Consider the following 12438-nt stretch of genomic DNA (forward strand, 5'->3'; position numbering starts at 1 on the left):
GAGTCCGGCAGGGGGACCAGCGATGGTCCCCCCGCCGGCCCCAGGACCCCCGTATCAGACCCCACAGCCTTACAACCCTGAGAGGGATTGACGCATAGTGCTCGACGTCAACTTCTTCGACGAGCTCCGGATCGGTCTGGCCACCGCTGACGATATCCGTCAGTGGAGCCACGGCGAGGTCAAGAAGCCGGAGACCATCAACTACCGCACCCTGAAGCCCGAGAAGGACGGACTCTTCTGCGAGAAGATCTTCGGTCCGACCCGGGACTGGGAGTGCTACTGCGGCAAGTACAAGCGCGTCCGCTTCAAGGGCATCATCTGCGAGCGGTGTGGCGTCGAGGTCACCCGCGCCAAGGTGCGCCGTGAGCGGATGGGCCACATCGAGCTCGCCGCCCCCGTCACCCACATCTGGTACTTCAAGGGCGTTCCGTCGCGTCTGGGCTACCTGCTCGACCTCGCCCCGAAGGACCTCGAGAAGGTCATCTACTTCGCGGCGTACATGATCACGTACGTCGACGACGAGCGCCGCACCCGCGACCTGCCGTCGCTGGAGGCCCACGTCTCCGTCGAGCGTCAGCAGATCGAGCAGCGCCGTGACTCCGACCTGGAGAACCGCGCCAAGAAGCTCGAGTCCGACCTGGCCGAGCTGGAGGCCGAGGGCGCCAAGGCCGACGTGCGCCGCAAGGTGCGCGAGGGTGCCGAGCGCGAGATGAAGCAGCTGCGCGACCGCGCGCAGCGCGAGATCGACCGTCTGGACGAGGTCTGGTCCCGCTTCAAGAACCTCAAGGTCCAGGACCTGGAGGGCGACGAGCTCCTCTACCGCGAGCTGCGTGACCGCTTCGGCACGTACTTCGACGGCTCGATGGGTGCCGCGGCGCTGCAGAAGCGCCTGGAGTCCTTCGACCTGGAGGAGGAGGCGGAGAAGCTCCGGGAGATCATCCGCACCGGCAAGGGCCAGAAGAAGACCCGCGCGCTCAAGCGCCTCAAGGTCGTCTCCGCGTTCCTGCAGACCGCGAACAGCCCCAAGGGCATGGTTCTCGACTGCGTGCCGGTCATCCCGCCGGACCTCCGTCCGATGGTGCAGCTCGACGGTGGCCGCTTCGCGACCTCCGACCTGAACGACCTGTACCGCCGTGTGATCAACCGCAACAACCGTCTGAAGCGCCTGCTCGACCTCGGTGCCCCCGAGATCATCGTGAACAACGAGAAGCGGATGCTCCAGGAGGCGGTCGACGCCCTCTTCGACAACGGCCGTCGCGGTCGCCCGGTGACGGGCCCCGGCAACCGTCCGCTGAAGTCCCTCAGCGACATGCTGAAGGGCAAGCAGGGTCGTTTCCGTCAGAACCTGCTCGGCAAGCGTGTCGACTACTCGGCGCGTTCCGTCATCGTCGTCGGTCCGCAGCTGAAGCTGCACCAGTGCGGTCTGCCGAAGGCCATGGCGCTGGAGCTCTTCAAGCCGTTCGTGATGAAGCGCCTGGTCGACCTGAACCACGCGCAGAACATCAAGAGCGCCAAGCGGATGGTCGAGCGCGGCCGCACCGTCGTGTACGACGTCCTCGAAGAGGTCATCGCCGAGCACCCGGTCCTGCTGAACCGTGCGCCCACGCTGCACCGCCTCGGCATCCAGGCCTTCGAGCCGCAGCTGGTCGAGGGCAAGGCCATCCAGATCCACCCGCTCGTCTGCACCGCGTTCAACGCGGACTTCGACGGTGACCAGATGGCCGTGCACCTGCCGCTCTCCGCGGAGGCGCAGGCCGAGGCCCGCATCCTGATGCTGTCCTCGAACAACATCCTGAAGCCGGCCGACGGCCGTCCGGTGACGATGCCGACCCAGGACATGGTCCTCGGTCTGTTCTTCCTCACCACCGACGGCGAGCTGCGTGACACCAAGGGCGAGGGCCGCGCGTTCGGCTCGACGGCCGAGGCGATCATGGCCTTCGACGGCCGTGAGCTCGCGCTCCAGTCGGAGATCGACATCCGCTTCCCGATCGGCACCGTCCCGCCGCGCGGCTGGGTCCCCCCGGTCGCCGAGGAGGGCGAGCCGGAGTGGCAGCAGGGTGACAGCTTCCGTCTGAAGACGACGCTGGGCCGTGCGCTCTTCAACGAGCTGCTGCCCGAGGACTACCCGTTCGTCGACTACTCGGTGGGCAAGAAGCAGCTCTCCGAGATCGTCAACGACCTGGCGGAGCGCTACCCCAAGGTCATCGTGGCGGCGACGCTCGACAACCTGAAGGCGGCCGGCTTCCACTGGGCGACCCGTTCGGGCGTCACCGTGGCCATCTCCGACGTCGTCGTGCCCGAGGCCAAGAAGGCCATCGTCAAGGGCTACGAGGAGCAGGACGAGAAGGTCCAGAAGCAGTACGAGCGCGGTCTCATCACGAAGGAAGAGCGCACTCAGGAGCTCATCGCGATCTGGACCAAGGCGACCAACGAGGTCGCCGAGGCGATGAACGCGAACTTCCCGCGGACGAACCCGATCTTCATGATGGTGGACTCGGGCGCCCGAGGAAACATGATGCAGATGCGTCAGATCGCCGGTATGCGTGGTCTGGTGTCGAACGCCAAGAACGAGACGATCCCGCGTCCCATCAAGGCGTCCTTCCGTGAGGGCCTCACCGTCCTCGAGTACTTCATCTCGACGCACGGTGCCCGTAAGGGTCTCGCCGACACCGCCCTGCGTACCGCCGACTCGGGTTACCTGACCCGTCGACTGGTGGACGTCTCGCAGGACGTGATCATCCGCGAGGAGGACTGCGGCACCGAGCGCGGTCTGAAGCTGCGGATCGCGGCCAAGGACGAGGCCGGTGTCCTGCGGAAGACGGACGACGTCGAGACCTCCGTGTACGCGCGGATGCTCGCCGAGGACGTCGTCGTGGACGGCAAGGTCATCGCGCCGGCCAACGTCGACCTGGGTGACGTGCTCATCGACGCCCTCGTGGGCGCCGGTGTCGAGGAGGTCAAGACCCGCTCGGTCCTGACCTGTGAGTCCGCCGTCGGCACCTGTGCCTTCTGCTACGGCCGCTCGCTGGCCACCGGCAAGCTGGTCGACATCGGTGAGGCGGTCGGCATCATCGCCGCCCAGTCCATCGGTGAGCCCGGTACCCAGCTGACGATGCGTACCTTCCACACCGGTGGTGTGGCCGGTGACGACATCACCCAGGGTCTGCCGCGTGTCGTCGAGCTCTTCGAGGCGCGTCAGCCCAAGGGTGTCGCCCCGATCTCCGAGGCGGCCGGTCGCGTCCGGATCGAGGAGACCGAGAAGACCAAGAAGATCGTCGTCACCCCGGACGACGGCACCGACGAGACGGCGTTCCCGATCTCGAAGCGTGCCCGTCTGCTTGTGGGCGAGGGCGACCACGTCGAGGTGGGCCAGAAGCTCACCGTGGGTGCCACCAACCCGCACGACGTGCTCCGGATCCTCGGTCAGCGCGCGGTCCAGGTCCACCTGGTCGGCGAAGTCCAGAAGGTCTACAACTCGCAGGGCGTGTCGATCCACGACAAGCACATCGAGATCATCATCCGGCAGATGCTCCGCCGCGTGACGATCATCGAGTCCGGCGACGCGGAGCTCCTCCCGGGCGAGCTGGTCGAGCGGTCGAAGTTCGAGACCGAGAACCGTCGCGTGGTCACCGAGGGCGGTCACCCCGCCTCCGGCCGTCCGCAGCTGATGGGTATCACCAAGGCCTCGCTGGCGACCGAGTCCTGGCTGTCGGCCGCCTCCTTCCAGGAGACGACCCGAGTCCTGACGGATGCGGCGATCAACGCCAAGTCCGACAGCCTCATCGGCCTCAAGGAGAACGTCATCATCGGTAAGCTCATCCCGGCCGGTACGGGTCTCTCCCGCTACCGCAACATCCGGGTCGAGCCGACCGAGGAGGCCAAGGCGGCGATGTACTCGTCCGTCGGCTACGACGACCTCGACTACTCGCCGTTCGGCACCGGCTCCGGCCAGGCCGTTCCGCTGGAGGACTACGACTACGGTCCGTACAACCAGTAAGCGAGACGCTCGACCGAAGGGCGGTCACCCCGTTGCGTACGGGGTGGCCGCCCTTCGGGGTTTCCGGGACGCTAGCGGCCCGCCAGCTCCCAGACGGCGACCAGCACGCCGGCGCCCGCGGTGAGCGCGGCGATCGAGGCGAGCGGCCAGCGGGCCCGCTCCAGGTCGTCGAGGCGGGCCTCGTGGTCGGCGAGCTGCTTGTCGGTCTGGTCGCTGCGCTGCACCAGCAGGGCGAGCGAGCCGTCGACGCGGGCGAAGCCGGCTTCGAGGGTGCCGCGGAGCCGCTCCAGTTCGACCGCCACCGCGACCGGGTCGTTCGGATCAGCCTCGGTCATCGGCACCCCCGGGTTCGGTACGCAGCCAGGAGGGCAGCAGCAGCTGGACGGCGGGGACGGCCATGGCCCGGGTGAGGGCGCCGGCGACGGCGAGCGCGCCGGCCACCCAGGGCAGGGTGGCGGGGAGGCCGGAGGCGTCGACGAGCGCCGGCAGGACCAGGGCGAGGGCGACGGCGGTCTGCAGCACGGTGCGGGCCGTGCGCTTCGCGGCTTCGGACATGGGGGAACTCTCCTCGTTGTCGTCTACTTCGTGTACGGGACCTTCAGGGCGTTCCACGAGGCGGCGCCGGGCCAGCCGTCCGCGTCGGTGCCGCGGAAGCCGAGCTTGCGCTGCCAGGCGGCGTACGACCGGCGGTCGGCCTCGGACCAGCGGGGGCCCGGGCCGACCGTGTAGCGCCCGCAGCCCTCGGCCATCAGCCGGCGGCCCATCGCCGTGACCACCGGCGAGCTGGGGTTGTTCCGGAAGAAGGCGGTGCCGGGGAAGGGCTGGTGGCGGGGGGTGGCCGGCTTCGCGGGGGAGGTGGGCCTCGGGGCCGGGGCGGCGCCGAGCCGCTTCTGCACCCGGTCGCGCATCCCCGGCATGCCGAAGCCCTTGGGGTCGCTCTTCCAGTCGGACCACTCCAGGTGGCCGATGACGGACCGGGCGCCCCAGCCGTGGGCCCGGCAGAGCGCGGCGGAGGCCCGTTCGATCGCGTCGAGCTGGGCGGCCGGCCAGGGGTCGGTGCCGTTGCCGAGGTTGACGCACTCGAAGCCGTAGAAGCGGGAGTTGCCGTCCACGGCGCCGGGGCTGCCCTGGTGCTCGCGCGGGACCGGCGGCCGGTCGCCGTACGCCTCGGTGACGACGGCCCGCAGCACGGACGGGTCGCCGCCGCCGGCGTGGTTGGCGCGCCCGGCGGAGACCAGGTGCACCGTGCCGTCCTTGGTGATCACGCCGTGGCAGAGCGGGCCCGGCAGGCTGTCGTAGCCGTCGGAGCACATCGCGACGGAGGACGCGGAGCCGCTGGACACGGTGTGGTGGATCATGACGCCGGCGACGGGGCCCCAGGCGCCGGTGTGGTTGCGGTGGTGGGTGCGCCAGCCGGGGTGTTCGACGACGGTGACGCCTTCGGCGCGGAGCGCGGCGAGGAGCCGGTCCGCGGACAGGGGAGTGGCCAACTGTTGTCCTCCAGACATGCGAAGGCCCCGGCCGTCGGCGGCGCGGGGCGGGCGTGCGGGGTGGTGCGCGGGGGTTACGGAGCGGGCTCGGGCTCCGGCTGCGGCTCGGGCTCCGGCTCGGGTTCCGGTTCCGGCTCCGGCTCCGGCTCGGGCTCCGGTTCGGGGGCCGGGATCCAGGCGGCGCAGAGTGTGGCGAAGGCGGCCCTGCGGGTCTCGAAGTCGGCCAGCGCGTCCGTGACGGCCCGGACGACCGTCGCCGGGTCGGGCACGGCGGGGCGGCCGTTCACCGGCTGGACCATGGCGAGGCCGTAGCCGCGCAGCTGGGCGCCGCCCGCGCCGCTCTCGACGACCTGGGCCGTGACGTACACCGCCGGGTACTCGCCCGTCGTCGGGTCGAGCTCCAGGGGGCCGCCGAGGGTGTTGTCGTACAGGCGCAGGGCGACGGTGTGGCCGGCCTCGGCGACGGTGCCGCGGCCCGCGTAGTCGATGGCGACGCCCCAGGGCTGGGTGGGGTCGGGGATCATGGCGTGCTCTCCTCTCGTGGGGCGGTCAGGTCTGACGGCCGTGCATCAGCACCGGCTTGGCGTAGACGGTGCCGGTGGCGCTGGTGACGATGGCGTGGATCTCCACGTTCAGGTCCTTGCCGAAGTCGGTCTGCATGGCGGTGGTGACGGCCGCGGTGTGGTCGAAGACCGTGCCGGCGGCGATGGTCTGGCCGAACTGGACGCCGCCGACCATCACCCGGATCTGCCCGGAGGCCCCGGAGGACACCCGGGTGTACATCCGCAGCCGCATCTTGGGCTGCCAGATCGGGTTCTGGGACTGGGCGATGGTGGTCCAGGTGGTGGCGGAGGTCGCCGGCCAGTTCGCGGAGGCCATGTCCTGCGGCGGCAGCATCGGCAGCCAGGGCCGGGCGAGGCCGCCGGTGACGATGTCGTCGGAGAGGACCTCGTGGCCGTAGGCGTCGTTGACCCGCAGCACGGGCTTGCTGCCGCCCGGGCCGGGGGTGGTGAGCTGGGCGACGAGCACGGCGGTCGCCGGGTCGTCCGGGTCGGTCTGCCGCTTCAGGGTGAGCGAGCCGTTGACGAGCTCGGTGAGCGGCGGGCGGACGTTGACCGCCGTGGAGAGGGCGTTGAGCCGGCGCTCCATCTGGATCAGCCGGTCGATGATGTCCTCGGGGAGCAGTGCCATCAGGCTTCCTCCAGGGCGAGTTCGGCGGTGTCGGGGCGGCCCCGCTCGGCCGGCCTGACCTTGACGCCGACGATGCGGTAGCGGGCGTCGAGGCCCGTCGGGTGCCACTCGTCGGTGATCCGGACGCGGGCGGTGCGGCCGAGGAGCGTCGAGGGGACGATGTCGGAGAGCCGGATGCTGAGCTCGGGGATCACCACCGAGCCCTGGGCCTCCTTCAGGACGGCGCGGGCCAGCGCGTCGAGCGTGGCCGGGTCGCTGATGTCGTTGAAGTCGGTGGACAGGTCCAGCTGCGGCCAGAGGTCGGGCAGGCCCTCCGCCTCGGCCTGCGCCGACAGGGTCGGGCGGGAGGTGGCGGCGGCGTTGTTGTTGGCGGAGGCGCCGCGGGCGACCGAGGTGGTGCCGCCGCGGGTGGCGTCGTCCGGGAGCGAGTAGCTGAGGATCGTCCCGGGCCGGTCGAAGACGACGTCCGTCGCACCGGTGCGGATCTTCGGCGAGCCGAGCCGCAGCCGGCGGATCCGGCGCGCCTCGGCCGGGTCGCGGTACACGAGGATCTGGTACTCGACGCCGTCCTCGTACGCGCCGAGCTGGTCCAGCGCCTCCTGGTAGACGGTCTCGTCGCCGAGCTGGTAGGCGGTGGTGCGCGGCACAGGCTGCGCGGGAATGTCGTCGCCGGGTTCGATCCGGCTCGCCCCGAGGCCGTCGCCGAGCCGGTCCCACAGGTCGCGGACGATGTCGAACTGCTCGGTCTGGTTGTACTTGATCTCGTCGCGGATCCGGCGGCGGCCGGCGTACGAGTCGAAGGTGGCGGCCTGGACGGAGAGGGTCACCACGCCCCGGTCGCTGCCCTGGAGGTTGGTCGTCCAGACGATGCCGCCCCACCAGAGGAAGCCGCCGCGTTCCAGGTAGACGGTGGTCCGGCCGGGTTTGATCTTGTGGGCGCGTTCGGCCATGGTCCGGTCGGGGATGGGGACGGTGCCGGAGAGCGAGCCGGCCCGGCCGATGTAGTCCTCGAAGGAGACGTCCCGCAGCGGCAGGATGTCGAGGGTCTGGTCGGTCACCAGGTCGCAGAAGACGGCCCGGTAGGGAGTGTCGAGACTCATGGGGCGGACCTCACGGAAGGATGTAGGTGGCGCTGACGCGGATGTTGCGGCCCGGGACGAGGGCGCCGTTCGAGACCCAGGTGCGCAGCGTGACCTGGCCGCCCGTGGAGAGCCAGGCCGAGCCGTCGCCGAAGCCGTCGGAGGCGGTCACGTCCATGGACAGCGAGGGGCGCCAGCCGGGCGGCAGGGTGCACAGCGGCTCGTCGTTGATGTTGCCGGCGCTGTTGGCGTCGACCTGGGGGCCGCTGCGGGTGAGCGTGACCTGCATGCCGCACAGTCCGCTCCGGGTGCGCCGGGCCTCGTAGGAGACGAGCGTCCAGTTGGCGAGCGCGACCGCGCCGGTCGTGGTGGTCTCGGCCTCCACCGGCGGGTGGTAGGCCGCCCAGCCGGTGCCGTTCCACCGCTGGAGGACCCCGTTGTGCTCCCGGTACTGGCCGGTGTAGCCGCCGACGGAGAGCGCGCTCTGGGGGGCGATGCCGCCGATCTCCTTCGGATAAGCGACCCAGCCGGTGCCGCTCCACCGCTGGAGCTGGTGGGCGACGTCGTTGTCCTGGTACTGGCCGGGGTAGGAGCCGGGCACGCCGGCGTTGTTGTGGACGGGCAGGATGCCGCCGACGCCGGTGATCGTGGTGCGCAGGTCGGTCAGGTCGCCGCCGGTCCAGGCGATGCCGCCGGTGCCGGCGGAGGCGCCCGCCTTGACCCGGACCGTGAAGAGCGGCAGCGAGGCGGCCGGGGCGGGCGGCGCGGCCGGGGTGGCCTTCGGCTGGCCGACGACGATCTCCAGGACGGCCTCGTGCCGGGTGAGGCTGTCGAACTCGTCGTCGTAGACGCGCAGGACGACGAGGTCGATCCGGGGGTGGAGCGCGTCGCCGTCGCCGAAGGCGAGGACGGTGTCCCCGTCGAGGGCGACGGGGTACGCGCCCTGTTCGGGCCGGCCCTGGACGAGGGCCCGTCCGGGATGGACGGTCGCGGTCATCGGGCCGCTGCCGGTCATCGACAGGCCGCTGACCCGGTACTTGCCGTCCGTGGACCCCGGCAGGACGCCGGAGCGGGAGACGAGCGGGTCGACCGGGGTGCCGGCCCCGAGGTGGGTGAGGCGGGTCGTCTGGCGGGTCTGGCCGCTGGGCAGCAGCCAGCCGGGACGCACGGGCATGGGGGTTCTCCTCTCGGCGGGTGGTGGGGGCGCGGCTACGGCAGCGGGTCGACCTTGATGTACGTGTTGTCGAAGAACGCCTTGACGGCCGGGGTGGCGGGGACGACCCGGAAGTAGGCGGTGAGCGTGTAGGTGGCGCCCGCGGTCAGGTTCGTGAACCGGCGCATGCTGGAGGCCGAGGTCGTCGTGGTGCTGGCGGTGTAGAGCCCGTACTCGTCGTCGGGGGCGATGAGGACGGTGCCGTTCTGGGAGAGCTCCAGCGCCATGTACGAGTAGAGGTCGTCACGCGAGCGGGTGCGGCAGCCGTACGCGGCCACGACCGCCCTCGACGGCGGGGCGGTGAAGCTGATCCTGAGCGGGTTGGTGGTCCGGCCGGTCAGCGTGTGGACGTAGGAGCCGGAGGCGGTCTCGCCCTGGTCGTAGTTCTCGGTGTAGTACGGGCCGGGAACGGCCGGCAGCCAGGCCGTGCCGTTCCAGCGCTGGAGGACGCCGCTGGTGGAGTCCCGGTACTGGCCGGTGTAGCTGGCGGGGGTGCTGGAGGCCGAGTTGGGGACGATGCCGCCGAGCGCGGACGGGTACGGCACCCAGGCCCCGCCGTCCCAGCGCTGGAGCGCGCCGCCGCCGTCCTGGTACTGGCCCGGGTAGGCGCCGTCCTGGACCTCGCCCTCGACCGGGAGGATGCCGCCGAGGGAGACGACCGGGGTGCGCAGGTCCTTCAGCGAGGTGTTCCAGGGGATGCCGCCGTTGCCCGCGCTGACGCCGGCCGGCACCAGCACCTCGTACAGCGGCAGGCAGCGCGGCGGGATCTGGGGGACCTGCGGGTTGGCGTCGGCGGTGCCCTGGATGATCTCCAGCTTGGCCTCGTGCCGCTGCTGGCTCTCGGCGTCGTACAGGCCGTCGTAGATCTTGAGGACGATCAGGTCGATGCGGTTGAAGGCGTTGCCGGGGGCGAAGGTGAGGGTCTCGGAGTTGGGCAGGGTCACCGGGTAGGCGCCCTCGGAGATGCCGCCCTGGATGACGGCGCGGCCCTCGGAGACGGTGGCGGTCATCGGGGCGGAGCCGAAGGTCCAGAAGGCGGCGAGCCGGTACCGGCCGTCGTACGAGCCGGGCAGGATGCCGGAGCGGACCTGGACCGGGTTGGCGAGGGTGGTGACGCCGGTCTGGGTGAGGCGGGTGTCCTCACGGGTCTGACCGTTGGTGCTGACCCAGCTGCTGCGCAGGTTCACGGGTTCTCCAGAGGTGGGGAGGGGTGGGCGGGTGTCAGGGCCGGATCCACTCGGCGGCGAGCGTGCAGCCGTAGCCGGAGCCGCCGAGCGTGCGGACGGAGGCGGTGTGGTTGTGGAAGCCGGAGAGCTGGATCGTGTCGCCGACGGTCAGCCGGGTGAGTCCGCTGCCGCCGACGACGACGGCGCCGTTGCCCGCGGGGCTGAGCCAGGTGAACCGCGGCTGGTTGACGCCGTTGACGGTGATCCGGGCGCCGCGCATGCCGGTCTGGCCGTCATTGGCGTAGGTGACGTGCCCGTTGAGCCGCCAGTAGCCGGTGCGCGGCACGGTGTAGGTGGTGGTGCCGTTCCAGGCGCGGGCGTCGTCGACCTCGACGGTGGGCAGGCTGATCGGCGTCCAGGTGTTCGCGGCGAGCGTCTGCTGTTGGGTGCTCAGGTACTGGGTCGCGCCGAAGAGCACCTTCGACGCGCCCTCGATGTACTGCCAGGCGGCGCCGTCCCAGCGCTGGAGGCCGGAGCCGGTGTCGCGGAACTGCCCGGTGTGGGAGCCGGTGGCGGTGGTGCTCGGCGCGATGCCGCCGATGGCCTTCGGGTACGAGACCCAGGTGGTGCCGTCCCAGCGCTGGAGCAGCCCGGAGGTGTCCCGGTACTGGCCGACGTAGGCGCCCTTGTAGCCGCTGGCCGGCAGGATGCCGCCGAGCGCGACGACCGGCCAGTGCTGCGTGGTGACGGCGGCGGTGCCCCAGGCGATGCCGCCGGTGCCGGCCGAGATGCCCTTCGGCACCTTGACCGTGTACAGCGGGAGCACGCTCCCGGGGCCGCTCGCCGGGGCGACCGGGGTCGCGCTCGGCTCGCCCTTGACCAGGCGGACGACGGCCTCGGTGGTGCCGGTGGAGTCGTAGGGGTCGTCGACGACGGCCAGTTCGATCAGGTCGATCCGGTCGTACTGGGCGTTGCCGTCCTCGATGGTCAGGTGCTCCGGCGCCGTGACGGCGACGAGGTACGCCCCCTGGGCGGTGTCCTTGCCCTGCACGATCGCGCGGCCGGTGCCGATGATCGCCTGCATGGGCGCGCCACCGGTCAGCCCGAACCCGCCGGGCACGATGCCGGCCCGGGAGCGGAGCGGGGTCTCTTCGGCGCTCTGGCCGCTGGGGGTGAGGAGGGCGGCGAGGGTGATGCGCGTGTCCTCGCGGGTCTGCCCTTCGGAGTGGAGCCAGGCGGCTCGTACGGTCATGGGGTCACCTCGGGGGTAGCGGAGGGAAGGGAACGCCCGCCGGGCGGCGCGCGGCGGCGCCGCCCGGCGGGCGGGGGTGGTGGTCGCGGGGTGCGGGCCGGGTCAGGCGGACGTCACCACTCGGCGCTGCGCCAGCGGACGGTCATGAGGGCCTGCTCGGTGCCCTCCTCCGGACGGAAGGAGAGGTCGCTGCGGCCGGGCTCCAGGACGAACAGCTCCTCCGGGGTGGAGTCGGCCATCGCCGTGTGCAGCCGGGAGGCGGAGTTGTTGAGCATGACCGTGCCCGCGCGGGTGTCGACGGTCAGCTCGTCGCCGGCGGTCAGGTCGATGGCGTACCGCAGCCGGCGCCGGCTGACGCGCTCGGTGACGCTCGGCATCGAGCAGGGGCCGCGGAAGACGATCACCGGGTGGGTGGGGGCGGAGCCGGTGTTCTCGACGGTGGCGTCACCGGTGCTCTTGGCCTGGCCCCAGGACAGCGGCCAGGTCAGCGGCCAGACGAGGCCGGCCTCCGGCTGCGGCGGCGTGCTCGTGGCGATCTGCTCGTTGACGGCGTACCGGCGCGGGTCGGTGGCGAGCCACTGGACGGACATGCGGGAGCTGCCCTGGGTGGCGAAGCCCTGGTCGGCGGGGACCACGCGCTGGGCGATCCGGGCGCGCACGGCGAGCGTCTCGCCGTGCAGCCGGACGGCGAGCCAGCGCTCCTCGTCGAGGAGGGCCAGCGCCTGGCGCAGCGCCCGCACGGCCGCCGGGGCGCCGCCGTGCTCGGGCATGAGGACGATCGTGCCGCCGGTCTTGCGCGGCTTGGCGTAGCGGGCGCCGGGCCAGGCGCCGTGCGAGGTCGGGCGGTCGGCGTCGGCGGAGTCGTACTCGGGGAGGTCCTCCCAGCCGGTCAGGCCGGACTTGTCGACGGCGAAGGGGGTGCCGGGGCCGATCAGCAGCCCGGCCCACTGCATCTGCCCGTCCTGGGTGATGAGCGAGCCGGGCGCGAGGTCGGCGGTGTGGGAGTTTCCGGCGTACGGGGTCGTGGTCTCGGCCATGGGGCCGTCACCT

11 protein-coding genes are annotated in these 12438 nt (G+C 71.5%); 1 reads left to right on the top strand and 10 read right to left on the bottom strand.

Annotated elements, in window-relative coordinates; genetic code table 11:
* Window positions 1–97: 97 nt before the first annotated feature.
* Window positions 98–3997, top strand: coding sequence for a DNA-directed RNA polymerase subunit beta' (locus tag ACF1BN_RS19130; protein WP_376601477.1), 3900 nt, complete (start codon window positions 98–100; stop codon window positions 3995–3997).
* A gap of 71 nt (window positions 3998–4068) precedes the next feature.
* Here ACF1BN_RS19130 and ACF1BN_RS19135 read toward each other — a convergent pair whose 3' ends face one another.
* From ACF1BN_RS19135 to ACF1BN_RS19180, 10 genes are all read right to left on the bottom strand, one after another.
* On the bottom strand, window positions 4069–4332 hold the full coding sequence (locus ACF1BN_RS19135) for a hypothetical protein (RefSeq protein ID WP_392332762.1): 264 nt from the start codon (window positions 4330–4332) through the stop codon (window positions 4069–4071).
* On the bottom strand, window positions 4319–4552 hold the full coding sequence (locus ACF1BN_RS19140) for a hypothetical protein (protein ID WP_392332763.1): 234 nt from the start codon (window positions 4550–4552) through the stop codon (window positions 4319–4321). Before ACF1BN_RS19140 ends, ACF1BN_RS19135 begins: the two co-directional genes overlap by 14 nt.
* A 23-nt stretch (window positions 4553–4575) precedes the next feature.
* The gene (locus ACF1BN_RS19145; RefSeq protein ID WP_392332764.1) at window positions 4576–5487 is read right to left on the bottom strand and encodes a peptidoglycan-binding protein; all 912 of its coding nucleotides are present in this window, start codon (window positions 5485–5487) and stop codon (window positions 4576–4578) included.
* 74 nt (window positions 5488–5561) lie between these two features.
* Window positions 5562–6011, bottom strand: a complete 450-nt coding sequence (locus ACF1BN_RS19150) for an ATP-binding protein (RefSeq protein WP_392332765.1) — start codon at window positions 6009–6011, stop codon at window positions 5562–5564.
* Between the two features lie 25 nt (window positions 6012–6036).
* A complete protein-coding gene (locus ACF1BN_RS19155) occupies window positions 6037–6678 on the bottom strand; it encodes a hypothetical protein (RefSeq protein ID WP_392332766.1) in 642 nt (213 codons plus the stop codon).
* Window positions 6678–7778 (bottom strand): hypothetical protein, encoded by a 1101-nt coding sequence (locus ACF1BN_RS19160; RefSeq protein ID WP_392332767.1) that lies wholly within the window; start codon window positions 7776–7778, stop codon window positions 6678–6680. Before ACF1BN_RS19160 ends, ACF1BN_RS19155 begins: the two co-directional genes overlap by 1 nt.
* 10 nt (window positions 7779–7788) lie before the next feature.
* A complete protein-coding gene (locus ACF1BN_RS19165) occupies window positions 7789–8931 on the bottom strand; it encodes a hypothetical protein (protein WP_392332768.1) in 1143 nt (380 codons plus the stop codon).
* Between the two features lie 35 nt (window positions 8932–8966).
* A complete protein-coding gene (locus ACF1BN_RS19170) occupies window positions 8967–10157 on the bottom strand; it encodes a hypothetical protein (protein ID WP_392332769.1) in 1191 nt (396 codons plus the stop codon).
* Window positions 10158–10191: 34 nt separating this feature from the next.
* Window positions 10192–11388 (bottom strand): hypothetical protein, encoded by a 1197-nt coding sequence (locus ACF1BN_RS19175; protein ID WP_392332770.1) that lies wholly within the window; start codon window positions 11386–11388, stop codon window positions 10192–10194.
* Window positions 11389–11501: 113 nt separating this feature from the next.
* Complete coding sequence (locus ACF1BN_RS19180) at window positions 11502–12425, bottom strand: phage distal tail protein (RefSeq protein WP_392332771.1); 924 nt, start codon at window positions 12423–12425, stop codon at window positions 11502–11504.
* Window positions 12426–12438 lie beyond the last annotated feature (13 nt).

Source organism: Streptomyces sp. NPDC014861 (genome assembly GCF_043081625.1).
In the GTDB taxonomy this organism is placed as follows: domain Bacteria; phylum Actinomycetota; class Actinomycetes; order Streptomycetales; family Streptomycetaceae; genus Streptomyces.

What these genes read in the sequence shown, in the direction of transcription:
- ACF1BN_RS19135 (WP_392332762.1), bottom strand. Translation starts at nt 4,332, where the DNA reads ATGACCGAGGCTGATCCGAACGACCCGGTCGCGGTGGCGGTCGAACTG.
- ACF1BN_RS19140 (WP_392332763.1), bottom strand. Translation starts at nt 4,552, where the DNA reads ATGTCCGAAGCCGCGAAGCGCACGGCCCGCACCGTGCTGCAGACCGCC.
- ACF1BN_RS19150 (WP_392332765.1), bottom strand. Translation starts at nt 6,011, where the DNA reads ATGATCCCCGACCCCACCCAGCCCTGGGGCGTCGCCATCGACTACGCG.
- ACF1BN_RS19155 (WP_392332766.1), bottom strand. Translation starts at nt 6,678, where the DNA reads ATGGCACTGCTCCCCGAGGACATCATCGACCGGCTGATCCAGATGGAG.
- ACF1BN_RS19160 (WP_392332767.1), bottom strand. Translation starts at nt 7,778, where the DNA reads ATGAGTCTCGACACTCCCTACCGGGCCGTCTTCTGCGACCTGGTGACC.
- ACF1BN_RS19165 (WP_392332768.1), bottom strand. Translation starts at nt 8,931, where the DNA reads ATGCCCGTGCGTCCCGGCTGGCTGCTGCCCAGCGGCCAGACCCGCCAG.
- ACF1BN_RS19175 (WP_392332770.1), bottom strand. Translation starts at nt 11,388, where the DNA reads ATGACCGTACGAGCCGCCTGGCTCCACTCCGAAGGGCAGACCCGCGAG.
- ACF1BN_RS19180 (WP_392332771.1), bottom strand. Translation starts at nt 12,425, where the DNA reads ATGGCCGAGACCACGACCCCGTACGCCGGAAACTCCCACACCGCCGAC.